We start from the raw sequence: 15,516 nt of genomic DNA, 5'->3' as shown, positions 1-15,516 counted from the left end.
AACTCGATGGCTCACTTTGTAACACAAAGTCCGCGCAGACTCAAAGCCCACGGCGGTGAAGAGAACGCGAAACGGGGTGCCGGGCAGCGTGCCCGGCACCCCGTTCGTCAGGGTTTCCGCAGGTCAGCCGGTGAACCGCCCGGCGACGAGGCCCTGTGTCGCGGCTACGTCGGCCTTCGCGGCGGTCGGCGCCGGCGGCGTCGGCTGCGGCAGCGGGGCGCACTCGACGTCGGCCGTGCGACCCGGCTTGCGGGCCGGGAGCGCACCCGTCGCCAGGTAGTCGGCGATCTTGTTGTCGACGCAGGCGTTGCCGCGCGGGGTGATCGCGTGGCTGGTGCCGCCCGGCTCCGCGATCAGCGAAGCGCCCGGGAACCGGCTGCGGACCTCGAGGCTGCCCTCGTACGGCGTCGCCGCGTCGAGCGTCTCGTCGATCATCAGGACGCTCTGCACGCCGCGACCGTCGATCTTGGTCGGCGTCCCGGCCTTCGCGGGCCAGTACAGGCAGGGCGCGTTGAACCAGGCGTTCTGCCAGGTGAAGTACGGCGCCTTGGCGAAGGTCCGCCAGTTGTCGCGCTTCCACTGGTTCCAGCTCTGCGGCCACTGGACGTCGGTGCACTGCACGGCGAGGTAGACCGCGTAGCCGTTGTCGTCGCCGCGGCCGCCGAACGCCTCGAACAGCGTCTTCCAGTTCTGCCAGTCACCGTTGTTCACGAACCGCGACAGCGCGTCGCCCAGCAGCGTCCACCGCAGCTGGTAGTAGCTGGCCTGCTGGATGACGTCGAGGATCTCGTCCGGCCCGATCACGCCACCGGCCGGGTTGAAGGACGTCTTGAGCAGCTGCTCGTTGACCACCCGCTGCACCGCCGACTGCGTCTTGCCGAGGTGGTAGACGTCGTCGTGCTGGGCGAGCCAGCCGAACCAGATGAGGATGTTCTTGTCGAAGGCGACGTCCTGGTTGAGGTTGTCGCCGTACCAGACACCGCGCGGGTCGACCGTCGAGTCGAGCACCATCCGGCGCACGTTCTGCGGGTACAGCGAGCCGTAGACCTGGCCGAGGTAGGTGCCGTAGGAGTAGCCGTAGAAGTTCAGCTGCTTCTGGCCGAGCGCCTTCCGGATGGAATCCATGTCCTGGACCGTGTCGGTCGTCTTCATGTTCTCCAGCAGGGCCTTGGAGTTGTTCTTCGCGCAGGCCTCGGCGTACCCCTTGGAGCGGTTCAGCCAGGTCTTCTCCAGCTGCGGGGTGATCGGCACGTACTCGGGCCGGTCGTAGTCCATGTAGTTCGGGTCGCAGCTCAGCGCGGGCTTGCTGGAACCGACACCGCGCGGGTCGAAGCCGACCCAGTCGTAGGCGTCCCCGGCGTGGTTGGGCACGCGCGGCCCACGGGTGGCCAGCAGCAGGCCGGACCCGCCGGGCCCGCCCGGGTTGGTGAGCATGACCCCCTGGTACTGCGCGTCCGGAACCTTGTGCTTGACGCGGCTGACGGCGAGCTGCACCTGCTCCCCGCCCGGCTTGCGGTAGTCCAGCGGCACCCCCAGGAACCCGCACTCGGCCCCGGCGGCGACGAGCGTCGGATCGGTGCACGCACCCCAGGCGATCGACGCGGGCGCGGCCGGCGCGGCCGGCGCAGCGGTCGCGGCGGTCGCACCTGGCGCGGCCACGAGCGCGGCCGCCACCGCGGCGGCGGCGACCACGGCAAAACTGGCACGTCTCACTGTTTTCTCCCTTTCCCCTGCGACTCCGGGCGGGTGAACCCTAGACCCGGACGCGCTTTTCGGGCAGGTCCGAAGGGGCAGGGCCCTACTAAAGGCGGAAATCGGATGGCGCGGCAATTGCCGGGCCGCCGCGTGGATCGCGGGGAGAGCCGGCTCGACCGGCGGCCCAGCCACCTCAGCTGCCTTGGACCTGCCACATCTCGGCCCGGTTCTTGGTGCCGTAGATCAGCAGCTGCCCGCCTTCACAGAACAACAAGCCACGCACACCGTCAGCGGGAACGCGCTCGACGATCCGGCCGCTCGAGGTGTCCCACAAGCCCACATCCCGGTTTTGCTCGTCGTAGGCGGCGACGAGAGCACCATCAGCCGACGCGGCGAAGGCGTGGGAGAAGCTGCGCAGCTCCATGATTCGGCTACCCGACTCCAGATCCCACAATTGCCACCCCCACGAGAACTCGATGCTCAGGACCCTGTCTCCGCAGAACTTCACCGGGGGGACAGTGCTTTCGATGTGAGTGCCACTGTCCACGACAGTCACCAAGGCGCCGGTGAGCGGGTCGTGGACGAAGACGCCGGATGTGGTGGAGATGGCGAGCAACGAGTCGTCTCCACTCAGCGCGAAGGAGACTCGGCACGTGCTCTCATTCTCTCCGCGCAGGATGGTGAAGGTGCGAATCGCCGCACTGCCGACCGGGCGATCGATGTCCGCCACGACCTGCACTTCGTAGCAGCCCTGGTCGTCTTTGCAGTAGTTCAGGCCGGTCGCCACCAGGAAGCTGTCGTCGGAGCTGATGGTGACACCACTGACCGGATCGCGCCCGCCGGACCACAGCTCCCTGCCGTCGGCAAGTCTCCAGACCCGCCACTTTCCGAACTCGACCGTGACTGCGATTCGACCGCCGGGACCGAAGTAGCTCCCTCTGTCGTTCGCTGCCGGCGAGTTGTGCAAAAAGCGCCTGATGCCGCTGTCGGCGGGATCTCCGATCGCACCCAGGTGGTGAATCCTGGCGCCCGATCGAGCGTCGTGAACAGCTACTGATCCTCGTCGCAGCCCCTCGCAGGCGAAGAACGAACCGTCTGCCGCGATGGACATCCCGGGCGACAAGTCGTACCTGCGCACGGGGTCGGTGTACGCCCGGACGGAATGCAGTCGCAGGCCGGTCCGTCCGTTCCAGAGCGTGCGCTGCCCGTCGGTGCTCGAGGTCGCCAGCAGTCCGGATCCGCTGACCGCCGAGGTGATCTTGTGGTTCAGCAGGACACCGCGCCCGGAACCGTACGAGAACGTGGTGACCTTCTTCGCCGGACGTAGCCGCGAGTCTTCGCCGGCGAGGTTCACGGTGACATCGCCCCAGACGGTGCCTGCCTGGACGACAACACCCGCGACGTCTCCGGATACCGAGTTCGACGCGACGTCGTCGGGCTTTCCCGCCGGGTCGGCACTGGTCAAGTCGGCCCCGCTAGGCATGGCGCCGGACGAAGGCCTCGATCAGCTCCTGCCGCTCCGCCGACGTCGCCCGCTCCAGCTCGACCGTGTCCCCGTCGATCGTCACCTTGATCCGGTGCTTGCCCGCCTGCCGGGCCAGCCACTCCTTCAGCGTCTCCACCAACCCCGGGAACACGCCGCCGGCCGCGCTGAACGCCACCACCAGGGAGCCGATCGTCACCGGGTCCGCGGCTTTCGCGCCCGGCGGGAGCTCGCCGGGCGCGGCCAGCAGGTCCACGTCCAGCTCGCCCAGCTCGGCGCGCAGCCGGCGGGCGAGCCGGTCGAGTTCCTCCTCGTCGGCTCCGCCCTCCGCCTCGAGCCGCACCAGCGCCCGGGTGTCCGGTTCGGTCATGCGCGCCATGGTGCGCCCGGGGAACGCCGGAATCAAGGTCCGTTCGGGCAGGCCTCAAGCCCGGATTTCGTTGAGGTAGTTGTAGATCGTGTAGCGCGTGACGTCGAGCCGCCCGGCCAGGTGGTCGACCGCGTCCTTGATGAGGAAATAACCGGCCTCGTCGAGTTCACGGACCACCGCGGCCTTGTGCCGCTTCTTCATCAGGTCCACCGGGATGCCGGCCTTGGTGACCGCCCGGTCGACGAGGAACCGCTGCAGGCTGTCCACGTCCGGTGGGAAAGTCTCCGGCTCGCCGTTGCCGCCGGCCGAGGCCGACGCGTCGACGCTGTTGACGCACAGGCAGCCGACCGCCACCCCGTCGGCGTCGCGCAGGAACAGCGTCGACGAGCGGATCGGGCGGCCGTCCGGGCCGTGCGTGCGGTAGTTCGTCAGGTCCTGCGTGGTGCCGCGGCGGACCAGCCCGAGCAGCAGGTCGGTCATCGGCCCGCCGACGCTGCGGCCGGTCAGGTCGCCGGCGATGGCGACGATCGAGTCCGGCAGCCGGCTCAGGTCGTGCAGCAGCACCTCGTTGCCCGGCCCCAGCATCGCCGCGAGTCCCGGGATCGCCGGGACCAGCGCGGTGAGCACCTCGTGCGTGGTCGCGCCCGCGGCCGGGACGACCAGCGGCTCACGCGGCGCGGTCAACGTCTCCAACGCCGAACGCAGCAGGTCCGCCGCGGCCGCCGGGGTCGACGCGTGCGGCGACAGGCGGACGTGCTCGGGCCGCACGGTCGCCGCGATCCCGGCGTTGGCCAGTGCCGCGCCGACCTGCTCGGCGGGGTGGCCGGGCAGCGTGAACGCCAGGATCCCCGCCCGCCGGTCCACCGCGGACACCACTTCGGCGCCGCACGAGGCCAGCACCTCCTCGAACGATCCGATCCGCTCGGCGATCCGCGCCGCGATGGCGGGCACCCCGGCGTCCTCGACGAGCTCGAGCGCCTCGGCGAACGCCCCGGACGTGATCGGGCTGAGGTTCGAGATCGACCAGGCCTGCGCGGTGGCGTCCGGCGCGTGGATCTCGTCGTCGAACAGGCCGGGGTCGCGCGCGCCGGTCCAGCCCGACAGCACCGGGTCCATCCGCTCCAGCGCGTTGTCGGACAGCACCGCGAAGCCGGTGCCCCAGCCCGCGCGCAGCCACTTCTGCCCGCCGACGACCAGCACGTCCGCGACCTCCCAGGGCGCCTCGATCACGCCGAAGCCCTGGATGCCGTCGACGACCAGCAGCCGGTCACCGACGACGTCGCGCAGCGCGGCCAGGTCGGCGCGGAAGCCGGTGCGGAAGTCGACCGCGCTGACGCTCACCGTGGTGATCTCCGGCGTCAGCGCTTCGGCGACCCGCTCGGGGGTGACGTAACCGCCGGTCAGGCGCCGCAGCGTGAGGCGCCCCGCCTGTTCGGCGCGGGCCCACGGGTAGGTGTTGGCGGGGAACTCCGCCGCCGACACCAGGACCTCGCCGGAGCTGTGGAACGCGGCCTGGAACAACCCGAGACTCGTGTGCGGCAGCAGCACGGTGTGGTCGGTGTCCGAACCGGACAGCCGCGCCGCGGCGGCCTTGGCCCGGACCTCCTGCCGCATCAATTCGTCCACAGTGGACGGGCCGGCCGTGGTGGCCTGGTCGAGCAGGGCGGCCGTCGTGTCGAGCACCGCGTGCGACGGCGGGCCGAACCGGGCGAAGTCGAGGTACCCGGCGGGCTCGTCGAACTGCAGCAGGTACCGGGGCGAAATCCGCGTCACGCGAGGATCCTCGCCAGGAACTGCCGGGTCCGCTCGTGCTTCGGCGCGCTCAGCACCTCCGACGGCGGCCCGGTCTCGACGACGGCGCCGTCGGCCAGGAACACCACCTCGTCGGCGGCCTCCGCGGCGAAGCTCATCTCGTGCGTCACGACGACCATCGTCATCCCCTCCCCCGCCAACGTACTCATCACTTCGAGCACCTCCCCGACCAGCTCCGGGTCCAGTGCCGACGTCGGCTCGTCGAACAGCATCAGCTTCGGCTTCATCGCCAGCGACCGCGCGATCGCCACGCGCTGCTGCTGCCCGCCGGACAGCTGCGCCGGGTACGCGCCGGCGCGGTGCGCGAGCCCGACCCGGTCGAGCAGCTCGAGCCCCTGCTTCCGCGCGTCTTCGGGCTTCAGGCCGAGCACCCGGATCGGGCCCTCGACGACGTTCTCCAGCGCGGTCCGGTGGGCGAAGAGGTTGAACCGCTGGAACACCATGCCGATGTCCCGGCGCTGCCGGGCGACGTCGCGTTCGCGCAGTTCGTACAGCTTGCCGCCGCGCTGGCGGAAGCCGATCGGCTCGCCGTCGACCCAGATCTGGCCGGCGTCGATCGTCTCCAGGTGGTTGATGCAGCGCAGGAACGTGCTCTTCCCGGCGCCGGACGGGCCGAGCAGGCAGACGACCTGCCCCTTGCGGACTTCGAGGTCGATGCCGCCGAGGACTTCGGTGTGGCCGTAGGACTTCCGGACGCCGACGGCGCGCAGCAGCGGCTCAGACACGGGCACTCCTCACCAGCGGCACGCCGCGCAACGCCTTGCCCGCGCGGGCGAGCGGCCCGCGGTCGGCCTGCCCGAACGAGCGCTCCAGGTAGTGCTGGCCGACGCCGGCGACGGTCACGACCACCATGTACCAGACGGCCGCGGCCAGCAGCGTTTCCATGACCAGCAGGTTGTTGGACGAGATGTTGTTGGCCGCGTGGATCAGCTCGGTCACGCCGATCACCGACGCCATCGACGTGCCCTTGAGCATGTTGATGAAGTCGTTGCCGGTCGGCGGGATGATCACGCGCATCGCCTGCGGCAGCACGACCCGGCGCAGCGTCGCGGCCGGCGTCATGCCGATCGACTTCGCCGCCTCGGTCTGCCCGCTGTCGACGCTGTTCAGCCCGGCCCGGACGATCTCGGCCATGTACGCGCTCTCGTTGAGCGCGAGGCCGAGGAACGCGGCGGTGAACGCGCTGATCAGCACGTTCGTCTGCTCGTGGACCAGGAACGGGATGTCGATCACCGGGAAGACGAGCGCCAGGTTGTACCAGAGCAGGATCTGCAGCAGCACCGGAAGCCCGCGGAAGATCCAGATGTACCCGGCGGCGAACCACCGCGCGACCGGGTTGGCGCTGCGGCGCAGCAGGGCGATGACGATGCCGAGCACGATCGCGACGGCCTGGGACAGCACCGCCAGCACGACGGTGTTGAGCAGGCCGGTCGCCATCACCTTGTAGAACACGAAGTCCGGGACCTGGTGCCACTCGATCTGCGCGTTGCCGAGCGCGACGCCCAGCAGCACGAGCAGCGCCAGGATGATCGCGGCGGCGACCCACCGGCCCCAGTGGCGGAGCCGGACGATCGGGATTGGCTCAGGAGCCGCCATTGACCGCGGCCTCCTTGATCGCGCCCTGTTCGACGCCCCAGGCCTGCAGGATCTTGCCGTAGGTGCCGTCGGCGATCAGGGCCTGCAGCGCCTTCTGCACGGAGTCGCGCAGCACTGTGTTCGCCTTGTTGACGCCGATGCCGTACGGCCCGCCTTCGATCGGCTCACCTGGGACGACCTCGAAGAACTTGCCCTCGCCCGCGGTGCGCGAGATGTAGACGGCGCTGGGCAGGTCGTTGAGGATCGCGGCGACGCGACCGGTGCGCAGCTGGTTCTGGTTCTGGTTGTCGCTGTCGGTCGCGGTGACGTTCACCGCGGGCTTCCCCGCCTGCGTGCACTTGGTGCTCTGCGCTTCGGCGAACTTCTGGTGGCTGGTGCCCTGCACGACGGCGACGTTCTTGCCGCACAGGGTGTCCGGGCCGGTGATGCCGTCCGGGTTGCCCTTGCGGATCATGATCGTGATGCCCGAGGTGAAGTAGTCGACGAAGTCGATCTGCGCCTGGCGGGCCTTGGTGTCGTTCATGCCGGCCATGGTCAGGTCGATGCGGCCGGACTGGAGGCTGGTGATGAGCGAGCCGAACGCCATGTCCTGGTGGGCCACCGGGACGCCGAGCTTGGCGGCGATCGCCTTGGCGAGGTCGACCTCGTAGCCGATGGGGGTCTTGCCGTCGGCGGCGTAGAAGTTGTTGGGCGCGGACTGCAGGTTCGACGCCAGGTGCAGGCCCGCCTGCTTGACGTTGTCCGGCAGGGCGGCGTTGAGCTGGGCGTCCTTCTGCACGCCCTGGACGATCGCGGCCGTGTCCGGGATGCCGGACGCGGGCGCGCCGGCCGCTTGCGACGTCCCGCCCGCGCCGTCCGGGCCACCACCGCAGGCGGTCACCAGGACGGCCAGGCTCGCGAGCAACACCGCCTGTGCGGCGCGTGAACGGGACATAACGGACCTCCACTGATCGGCTGGCCGGAACGGTACAACTCGTTGTTGAAGAGGTCAACTGGCTGTTGAAATCTTGTCCGGTGCTAGCTTCGCCGCATGAGCCTGCGGATCGGCGTCCTGGGTGCGGCGCGCATCGCCCCCACCGCCCTGGTCAAGCCCGCTTCCTCCAGCTCCGAAGTCGACGTCGTCGCGGTCGCCGCACGGTCGCTGGATCGCGCGCAAACGTTTGCGGATCGCCACGGCATCCCGCAGGCGCACCCGTCCTACGAGGCGCTGCTCGCCGACCCGGACGTCGACGCCGTCTACAACCCGCTGCCGAACGGCCTGCACGGCCGGTGGACGCGGGCCGCGCTGGCCGCCGGGAAGCACGTGCTGTGCGAGAAGCCGTTCACGGCCAACGCGGCGGAGGCGCGGGAGATCAGCGACCTGGCGGCGACCTCGGACCACGTCGTGATGGAGGCGTTCCACTACCGCTACCACCCGCTGGCACTGCGGGCCGAGGAGATCATCACGTCGGGCGAGCTGGGCGCGCTCGAGCGCGTGGAGACGGCGGTGTGCTTCCCGCTGCCGAAGTTCTCGGACATCCGCTACGACTACGACCTCGCGGGCGGGGCGACGATGGACGCGGGCTGCTACGCGGTCCACCTGGCCCGGACGCTCGGCGGCGAGACGCCGTCGGTCGTTTCGGCTTCGGCGAAGCTGCGGTCACCTCGGGTCGACCGGGCGATGACGGCCGAGGTGCGTTATCCGTCGGGCCACACGGGCCGGGTGACGTGCTCGCTGTGGTCGTCGTCCCTCTTGAAGATCAGCGCCAAGGTGATCGGTTCGAAGGGGTCGCTCTCGGTGCTGAACCCGGTGGCCCCCCAGGCCTTCCACCGCTTCTCGGTGCGGGTCGGCGAGTCGCGGCGCACGGAGAAGTTCCCGCGCCGGGCGTCGTACGCCTACCAGCTGGACGCGTTCGCGGCGGCGGTCCTGCGCGGCGAGCCGGTGAAGACCTCGGCGGCCGACGCGGTGGCGACGATGACCGTGATCGACGAGATCTACCGCGCCGCCGGGCTCTCGCCGCGCGAACCGAGCCGAACGCCGTGAGGGGCACCTTCATGGCTTTCACAGCCACGAAGGTGCCCCTCGTGGAACGAAGCTACGCGGCCACGTAGTTGCCGCTCAGGATGAGCAGGACCTGGATCGTGATGCCCGTCCCGTAGTAGTCCGTCGCGTCCGGGGACCACGACGAGACCGCCGTCCACAGCTTGTCCAGCCAGGCCTGGCTGCCCGGGTCCGCCATCGCCGCCACCGCGAACGGGGCGGTGAAGCACGGGTGCTGGCCGCTTTCGGTCTTCGAGCCCGACAGCGAGTAGCCGCTCTGGATCTTCGCCGGGTCGCCGCCCGTGGCGGACTTGACCCACGTGGTCATCTTGCGGACCTGCGCGGCCGCCGCGCTGCCCGGCGCCGTGATCGCGTCCACGCCGAGGCGCCACGGGTCACGGCAGGCGTTCCAGCTGTACTTGCCGTCGTACGGGCCTTCCAGGAAGTCCGCCGGCGCCGGCTTCGGGGTCGAGTTCGTGTTGACCACGAAGTCCGGCAGCAGGCCCGTGTTCGGCGCGTACTGCGACTGCAGCTGGCTCACCGCGGTCTCCGAGCGGGTGCGGACCTGGTCCCAGAAGCCGTCGCCGGTCGCCTTCGCGAAGGCGCGCAGGTGCCCCGGCATCCAGTCCGACGAGCGCGAGCTGTTCTTGTACTCCGCGTCGTTGCCCCAGTCGCCGAGCAAGGTGAACTTCGTGGTGCCGTTGACCTCGCTCTTCTTGATCGCGTTGATGATCCGGACGGCCTCGGCCTTGTAGTTGACCGAGCCGGTGCTGCCCCACTTCTTGTCCGCGATCAGCAGGCCGTAGGCGATTTCGAGGTCGCCGTCGGTCGCGGAGTCGCTGCCGTTGACGCTCTTGCAGTTCGCGTCCTGCTCGGCCGCGTGCAGGTCCTTGTTGTTGACCGACGGGTGCGCCTTCACGAACTTCAGGATCCCGTCGACGATCGAGCGCGCCTGCGAGTCCTTGTCCGCCATCATCGCCGAAATCGTGAGGCCGTAGCCCTCGCCCTCGGCGACGAACGAGTGGTCGGCGTCCTTCGACAGCACGGCGTAGGTGCCGCTGCCGCACTTGGTCGTCAGGAAGTTCTTCTTCCAGAAGTCGTAGTACTTCTGCAGCGCGGCGTCCTGCGTGGCCTGCGAGACGGACGGCCGCAGCGTGCCCGGCACGTAGGGGGTGCCCGCCGCGGACGCGGTCGTCGGCACGCTCAGCAGCCCGGCGGCGAGCGCGGCCGAAGCCACCACCGCCCGGACGATTCTCTTCATCGCTCCTCCGTAAAGGACATCGTTGGCTGCGGCGACGGCGATCAGAGCGTGACAGAAGGTTCAAGACCCGGTCAAGACTGTTAGGAAACTTTCCTTACTATGACCGTGAGTGGTCTCACCGCGACCCGGGCCACCCGGACGGACTAGCGTGGACCCCATGAAGATCGACCGCGGCGCGGACTTCCGCGCCTTCTGGACCGAGCGCCGCCTGGCCACCCTGACGACGGTCCGGCCCGACGGCACCCCGCACGTCGTCGCGGTCGGCGTGACCGTGGACTTCGACGCCGGGCTCGCCCGCGTGATCACGTTCGCTTCGTCGGTCAAGGCCAGGATGATCCGGGCCGCGGGCGCCGACGGCGTCCCTGTCGCGGTCTGCCAGCTGGAGGGACCGAAGTGGTCCACTTTGGAGGGTCGCGCGGTGCTGCGCGACGACCCGGAGTCGGTCCGGGACGCCGAGAACCGGTACGCGGCGCGCTATCGCCAGCCCAAGCCGAACCCGCAGCGGGTGGTCCTGGAGATCGCGGTGAACCGGATCCTCGGCAACGCCTAGGCTCCGGCCCCGGGCACGCTTCCGACGGCAGCCCGCCGAGCCAGCCACGCCAGGATCGCCTGGTTCGTTTCGTCCGGCTTTTCCTGCTGGATCCAGTGACCGCAGTCCAGGCCGACCACTTCCACGCCGGGCACGAACTCCGTCAGTCGTCCGGACCTCGGGATCGTGTCACGGTCGCCGTAGATCATGAGTGCGGGCTGCCGGATGACCGGGTCCACGCCGGCCAGCAGACGCCAGTTGCGGTCGAGGTTCCGGTACCAGTCGATACTGCCCGTGAAGCCCGTCGACTCGAAGGCGGAGACGAAGACGGCCAGTTCGCGGTCGCTCATGACGGGCTCGCCGAGGGGTGTCGCCGCCCTCGCGAGTTCGATCATCGCCATCCCCGGCCGAGGCGGTCCCGGGGGCTGGTTCTTCCGGAAGACGTTGCACAGGAACTGGGCCGTGTGCTCGTCGAGCACGGCGTCCGCGACCCCCGGCTGCCGGTTGAAGTGGACGAAGTAGAAGTCGGCGCCGAGCACGGCCTCCATGGACTCGATCCAGGGCAGCTCCCCGCGCTCCTGGTAGGGCAGGCTCAGCGCGGCCACGCCGTTCACCCGGTTCGGGTGCAGCAAGGTCAGGCCCCAGACGACGAATGCGCCCCAGTCGTGACCGACGAAGGTGGCGTCCGCGTAGCCGTAGTGGTCGAGGAGCGCGACGAGGTCACCCGACAGGTGCTCGATGTCGTAGTCCGTCACTTCGGCAGGACGGGACGAGCCGCCGTAGCCCCGCTGGTTCGGGACGATGACGTGGTAGCCCGCCGCGGCCAGCGCCGGCACCTGGTGGCGCCAGGAAAAGGCGTGCTCCGGCCAGCCGTGACAGAGCACGATGGGCTTTCCGGCGTTCTCCCGGCCGGCTTCGAAGACCTCGAGTTCCACACCGTTGACGGGGACCAGGGTGGGTGCGGGAAAGTCGGCCGGATCGAACATCGGGTTTCCTCTCGGTCGTTCGGGGCGTCGGCGCAGCCGACGGCTGAAGCGGTCAAGTCGCCATCGTGTCGCCCAAACAGGACACCTCGTGACCGGTTTCCTGTGGGAGTGTCGGCGGTGTGCGAGCCGACCGGCTGATGGCCATCCTCCTGCTGCTGCAACAGCGCGAGCAGCTGACAGCGGCGGACGTCGCCCGGGAGCTGGAGGTGTCCGAACGCACCGCCCGCCGTGACTTCGACGCCCTGGCCGTGGCCGGCGTGCCCGTCTACTCCATCCAGGGCCGGGGCGGCGGCTGGCGCCTCGTGGGCGGCGCCCGCACCGACCTGTCCGGGCTGACCGCGGGGGAGGCCCGCGCCCTGTTCCTGGTCGCCGGCTCGGCCTCGGCCGCGACGCCGGCCGTGAAAGCGGCGCTGCGCAAGCTTGTCCGCGCCCTGCCCGAGCCGTTCCGGGTGCAGGCCGAGGCGGCGGCGTCGTCGTTGGTCGTGGACCCACAACGGTGGGGGTCGGGCCGGGTCGAGCACCGGCCGCCGCCTCGCTTCCTCGACGAGCTCCAGGACGCGGTGATCCGCGGCGTCCAGGTGCGGCTCGGCTACGTCGACGGCAACGGCGCCGAAACCGAGAGAACCGTCCACCCGCTGGGCATCGTCGCCAAGGGCTCGTCGTGGTACCTGGTCTCCACCACCGACGCGGGCCGGCGGACCTTCCGGATCGACCGCGTGTCGTCCGCCGTCCCGACCGGCGATCCCGTGCACCGGCCCGGCGGGTTCGACCTCGCCGAGAGCTGGCGCGAGATCGCCGACGAGGTCGACCGGAGGCGGACGCCCCTCGAGATCCAGGCGGCCTGCACACCCGGCGGGATGGCCCGGCTCCGGATGGTGCTCGGCGACCGGCTCGAGGTCGGCGGTGCCACGACCGACGGCCGCGTCGAGGTCGTGATCCGCGGCTACAACGAGTACGCGCTCGCCGGCGAGCTCGCCGGGCTGGTCGAATGGCTCGAGGTGACCGGCCCCGCGGGGGTGCGAGACCACCTGGCCTCGATCGGCGACGCGCTCGTCGAACGGTACGGCTGAGACGATCCCGGCTCCCTCGTGGCGGGCTGTTACGCCAGCCCGCGCGAGTGCACCAGGCGCGTGTATTCCGCCAGCAGGGCGGCCAGCTCGCTGTGCTCCCCCGCCGAGGCCAGTTGCTGGTGCCCCACCAGCATCGCCATGCCCAGCGAGGTCAGCGTCCGCGCGAGGCCGGCGTCGCCGACGATGCCCTTGACGGCCTTGCCGACCGTCCGCACCCGCGCCGAGTCGACGCGTTTCTGCGCCGCCCGCACGGTTTCGTCGTTGGCCGCCCACGCCCGGATGGCCGCCTCGGCCTCGTGCGGCAGCCCGAGCGTCAGGTCCATCAGCGCGGCGAAGTCCGCCGACGGGCCGCCGCGGCCGAAGTTCCGTTCGCGCAGGATGCGCACCTGCCGGTGCTCCCAATGGACCAGGAGCTGCTCCACGAACCCCGGCCAGCCGCCGAAGTGGTGGTAGAAGGACCCGCTCGTGACGCCGAGGCCGCGGCACAGCCGGCCGACGTTCAGCTCGGTGAACCCGTGCTCCGCCAGCACGTCCAGCGCGGCCGCGAAGTACGCGTCCCGCGTCACCGGGGGCATCAGACGTTCCGGTCCCGGTCCCGCCAGTACGGCTCGCGCAACGAGCGCTTGAGGATCTTGCCGGTCGCGTTGCGCGGCAAGGCGTCCACGACGTCGACGCTGCGCGGGCACTTGTAGTGGGCCAGGCGCTCGCGGCAGAACTCCATGAGCTTGTCGGTGTCGAGCTGGTCGCCGGCGACGACGGCCTTGACCTGCTCGCCCCACCGCTCGTCCGGGATGCCGATCACGGCCACCTCGGCGACGCCGGGGAACTCCGCCACCACGCGCTCGACCTCGGGCGAGTAGACGTTCTCGCCGCCGGTGATGATCATGTCCTTGACGCGGTCCTCGAGGAACAGGAACCCGCCGTCGTCCAGGCGGCCGACGTCGCCGGTGCGCACCCAGCCGTCCACGATGGTCTCGGCGGTCGCCTCGGGCTTGCCGAGGTAGCCGGCCATCCGCTGTTCGGTGCGGACCCAGACCTCCCCGGCAGCGGTGTCCTCGGCCGTCACCGGGTCGACGATCCGGATGTCCACTCCGGACAGTGCGGTGCCCGCCGAAGCCAGCCGCTCCGGCCGGGACGCGTCGCGGTGCGCCTCCGGGTCCAGCGCGGTGACCGCGCCGGACAGCTCGGTCATGCCGTACACCTGCGCGAACTTCACGTCCGGCCAGGCGGCGAGCACGGTGCGCAGCAACGGGAGCGGCATCGGCGACGCGCCGTAGCAGAGGTACTTCAGCCGGGAGAACGCCTTCAGCGCCGCCTCGCCGGCCTGCGCGACCCCGGCCACGACGGCGGGCACCAGGAACGCGTGCGTGATCCCGGCCTGCAGGGCCGCGAACAGCGACGCCGCGTCCGGTTCGCGGGTCAGGTAGGACGGTTCGCCGTAGAGGAACCCGGAAACCGCGTAGCAGCTGCCGCCGACGTGGAACAGCGGCATCGCGACGAGGTTGACGTCACCGGGGCCGATCGGGAACGCGGTGCCGGCGGCGAGGCCGTGGGCGAGGACGCTGCGGTGGGTCAGCACCGCGCCCTTGGGGAACCCGGTGGTGCCGCTGGTGTACATGATCAGCACACCGTCATCCTGGTCCACTTCGGACCCGGTGTGCGGCTCCGCGGAAGCCAGGAACGGCTCGTATTCGTCGTCGTCCCCGCCGACGACGACCACGCGTTCGAGCGCGGGCAGCCGGTCGCGGACCGCGTCGAGCGCCGGCCGCAGCTCGGCGCCGACGAAGACCACCTTCGCGCCGGAATCCGCGAGCACGTAAGCGAGTTCGTCGCCGGAGAGCCGCCAGTTGACCACGGCGTTCGCGGCGCCGATCCCGGCCGCGGCGAACGTCGTCTCCAGGCAGGCGGGGTGGTTCTTGTCGACGAACGCGACGCGGTCGCCCCGGCCCACGCCGGCGGCCGCGAGGGCGCCCGACAGCCGCCGGACCCGCTCGTCGAACTCCGCCCACGTCCACGACCGGTCGCCGAAGCGGAGCGCGGTGTCCACCGGGCGTTCACGCGCCCAGTGCGCCAGGAGCTCGCCGAACAACCGGACCCGGGGGCGGACGTCGTGGGGCATGGCGGGTTCCCTCCGGCCGGCGCTGGACCATAGACCGGTCTATGGTGCGTCGCGGCCCGCCGGTCGTCAATACCGGCGGGCCGCGGGCTTTTCACGCGACGGCAGTACCTTCCAGCTCCACGACCAGCGTGGGAATCGCCAACCGGGTCACGCCGAGCATCGTGGTCACCGGTGCGGCGCCGGCCGCGCCGAGCCGCCCCGCGAGCACGCCGTAGTGCTGGAAGAGGAGGTCGACGTCGGTCGTGTAGACGGTCAGCCGGACCAGGTTCGCCAGCGCCATGCCGGCCTCGCCGAGCACCGCCTCCAGGTTGTCGAGGCTCAACGCCAGCTGCGCGGCGAGGTCGCCGTCGTGCTGGGGTTCGCCGTCGCCGTTCATCGCGGCCTGCCCGGCGCAGTACAGGGTCCGGGCCGCCCCGGTGACGAGCTCGCCCTGGTGGTAGCCCAGCCCCACCGACCACGGCCACGGGTCGACCGCCGTTCGTTCCACAGTCACTCCACTCCATCCGGTTCACCGACAGTGCGGAGAGCCTCGCACCGAATACACGACACCCTGTGTCGTGTATTCGGCTACGGTT

15 protein-coding genes are annotated in these 15,516 nt (G+C 70.5%); 3 read left to right on the top strand and 12 right to left on the bottom strand.

Going from position 1 to position 15,516, the window contains the following annotated elements:
- Positions 1-123: 123 nt before the first annotated feature.
- The 7 genes from AB5J73_RS20000 to AB5J73_RS19970 form a co-directional block, all read right to left on the bottom strand.
- Positions 124-1,692 carry an alpha/beta hydrolase gene (locus AB5J73_RS20000; protein ID WP_370973243.1) on the bottom strand — a complete coding sequence of 523 codons (1,569 nt, stop codon included), beginning with the start codon at positions 1,690-1,692 and terminating at the stop codon, positions 124-126.
- A gap of 196 nt (positions 1,693-1,888) precedes the next feature.
- On the bottom strand, positions 1,889-3,160 hold the full coding sequence (locus AB5J73_RS19995) for a WD40 repeat domain-containing protein (protein WP_370971193.1): 1,272 nt from the start codon (positions 3,158-3,160) through the stop codon (positions 1,889-1,891).
- Positions 3,161-3,170: 10 nt separating this feature from the next.
- Entirely contained in the window at positions 3,171-3,548 is a 378-nt protein-coding gene (locus tag AB5J73_RS19990; RefSeq protein ID WP_370971192.1) for a hypothetical protein, read from the bottom strand.
- A gap of 54 nt (positions 3,549-3,602) precedes the next feature.
- On the bottom strand, positions 3,603-5,321 hold the full coding sequence (locus tag AB5J73_RS19985; protein ID WP_370971191.1) for an aminotransferase class V-fold PLP-dependent enzyme: 1,719 nt from the start codon (positions 5,319-5,321) through the stop codon (positions 3,603-3,605).
- Complete coding sequence (locus AB5J73_RS19980) at positions 5,318-6,085, bottom strand: amino acid ABC transporter ATP-binding protein (protein ID WP_370971190.1); 768 nt, start codon at positions 6,083-6,085, stop codon at positions 5,318-5,320. Before AB5J73_RS19980 ends, AB5J73_RS19985 begins: the two co-directional genes overlap by 4 nt.
- Positions 6,078-6,956, bottom strand: a complete 879-nt coding sequence (locus AB5J73_RS19975; protein ID WP_370971189.1) for an amino acid ABC transporter permease — start codon at positions 6,954-6,956, stop codon at positions 6,078-6,080. The genes AB5J73_RS19980 and AB5J73_RS19975 overlap by 8 nt, the downstream gene beginning before the upstream one ends.
- Entirely contained in the window at positions 6,943-7,890 is a 948-nt protein-coding gene (locus AB5J73_RS19970; protein ID WP_370971188.1) for an ABC transporter substrate-binding protein, read from the bottom strand. Before AB5J73_RS19970 ends, AB5J73_RS19975 begins: the two co-directional genes overlap by 14 nt.
- Before the next feature lie 96 nt (positions 7,891-7,986).
- Between AB5J73_RS19970 and AB5J73_RS19965 the strand changes: the two genes are divergently transcribed.
- Complete coding sequence (locus AB5J73_RS19965) at positions 7,987-8,979, top strand: Gfo/Idh/MocA family protein (RefSeq protein ID WP_370971187.1); 993 nt, start codon at positions 7,987-7,989, stop codon at positions 8,977-8,979.
- A gap of 52 nt (positions 8,980-9,031) precedes the next feature.
- Here AB5J73_RS19965 and AB5J73_RS19960 read toward each other — a convergent pair whose 3' ends face one another.
- The gene (locus AB5J73_RS19960; RefSeq protein WP_370971186.1) at positions 9,032-10,237 is read right to left on the bottom strand and encodes a glycosyl hydrolase family 8; all 1,206 of its coding nucleotides are present in this window, start codon (positions 10,235-10,237) and stop codon (positions 9,032-9,034) included.
- Positions 10,238-10,394: 157 nt separating this feature from the next.
- Between AB5J73_RS19960 and AB5J73_RS19955 the strand changes: the two genes are divergently transcribed.
- Positions 10,395-10,787, top strand: a complete 393-nt coding sequence (locus AB5J73_RS19955) for a TIGR03618 family F420-dependent PPOX class oxidoreductase (protein WP_370971185.1) — start codon at positions 10,395-10,397, stop codon at positions 10,785-10,787.
- Here the strand turns inward: AB5J73_RS19955 and AB5J73_RS19950 are convergent.
- On the bottom strand, positions 10,784-11,752 hold the full coding sequence (locus AB5J73_RS19950) for an alpha/beta fold hydrolase (protein ID WP_370971184.1): 969 nt from the start codon (positions 11,750-11,752) through the stop codon (positions 10,784-10,786). The two genes, AB5J73_RS19955 and AB5J73_RS19950, sit on opposite strands and share 4 nt — an antisense overlap.
- 119 nt (positions 11,753-11,871) lie before the next feature.
- Between AB5J73_RS19950 and AB5J73_RS19945 the strand changes: the two genes are divergently transcribed.
- Entirely contained in the window at positions 11,872-12,822 is a 951-nt protein-coding gene (locus AB5J73_RS19945) for a helix-turn-helix transcriptional regulator (RefSeq protein WP_370971183.1), read from the top strand.
- 29 nt (positions 12,823-12,851) lie between these two features.
- Here the strand turns inward: AB5J73_RS19945 and AB5J73_RS19940 are convergent, their stop codons facing one another.
- The 3 genes from AB5J73_RS19940 to AB5J73_RS19930 form a co-directional block, all read right to left on the bottom strand.
- Positions 12,852-13,397: a TetR/AcrR family transcriptional regulator gene (locus tag AB5J73_RS19940; RefSeq protein WP_370971182.1), complete on the bottom strand. Its 546-nt coding sequence runs from the start codon at positions 13,395-13,397 to the stop codon at positions 12,852-12,854.
- Entirely contained in the window at positions 13,397-14,941 is a 1,545-nt protein-coding gene (locus AB5J73_RS19935) for a long-chain fatty acid--CoA ligase (RefSeq protein ID WP_370971181.1), read from the bottom strand. Before AB5J73_RS19935 ends, AB5J73_RS19940 begins: the two co-directional genes overlap by 1 nt.
- Positions 14,942-15,032: 91 nt before the next feature.
- Positions 15,033-15,428: a RidA family protein gene (locus tag AB5J73_RS19930; protein WP_370973241.1), complete on the bottom strand. Its 396-nt coding sequence runs from the start codon at positions 15,426-15,428 to the stop codon at positions 15,033-15,035.
- Positions 15,429-15,516 lie beyond the last annotated feature (88 nt).

Origin of the sequence: Amycolatopsis sp. cg9 (assembly GCF_041346945.1) — a bacterium.
GTDB lineage: Bacteria > Actinomycetota > Actinomycetes > Mycobacteriales > Pseudonocardiaceae > Amycolatopsis.
Note: the sequence above shows the minus strand (reverse complement) of the source record. Positions and strands in the feature narration are given on the sequence as shown.

Excerpts from the sequence above, each read along its gene's own strand:
- AB5J73_RS19960 (WP_370971186.1), bottom strand. The coding sequence starts at position 10,237 with ATGAAGAGAATCGTCCGGGCGGTGGTGGCTTCGGCCGCGCTCGCCGCC.
- AB5J73_RS19970 (WP_370971188.1), bottom strand. The coding sequence starts at position 7,890 with ATGTCCCGTTCACGCGCCGCACAGGCGGTGTTGCTCGCGAGCCTGGCC.
- AB5J73_RS19955 (WP_370971185.1), top strand. The coding sequence starts at position 10,395 with ATGAAGATCGACCGCGGCGCGGACTTCCGCGCCTTCTGGACCGAGCGC.
- AB5J73_RS19990 (WP_370971192.1), bottom strand. The coding sequence starts at position 3,548 with ATGACCGAACCGGACACCCGGGCGCTGGTGCGGCTCGAGGCGGAGGGC.
- AB5J73_RS19975 (WP_370971189.1), bottom strand. The coding sequence starts at position 6,956 with ATGGCGGCTCCTGAGCCAATCCCGATCGTCCGGCTCCGCCACTGGGGC.
- AB5J73_RS19940 (WP_370971182.1), bottom strand. The coding sequence starts at position 13,397 with ATGCCCCCGGTGACGCGGGACGCGTACTTCGCGGCCGCGCTGGACGTG.
- AB5J73_RS19935 (WP_370971181.1), bottom strand. The coding sequence starts at position 14,941 with ATGCCCCACGACGTCCGCCCCCGGGTCCGGTTGTTCGGCGAGCTCCTG.
- AB5J73_RS19965 (WP_370971187.1), top strand. The coding sequence starts at position 7,987 with ATGAGCCTGCGGATCGGCGTCCTGGGTGCGGCGCGCATCGCCCCCACC.
- AB5J73_RS19950 (WP_370971184.1), bottom strand. The coding sequence starts at position 11,752 with ATGTTCGATCCGGCCGACTTTCCCGCACCCACCCTGGTCCCCGTCAAC.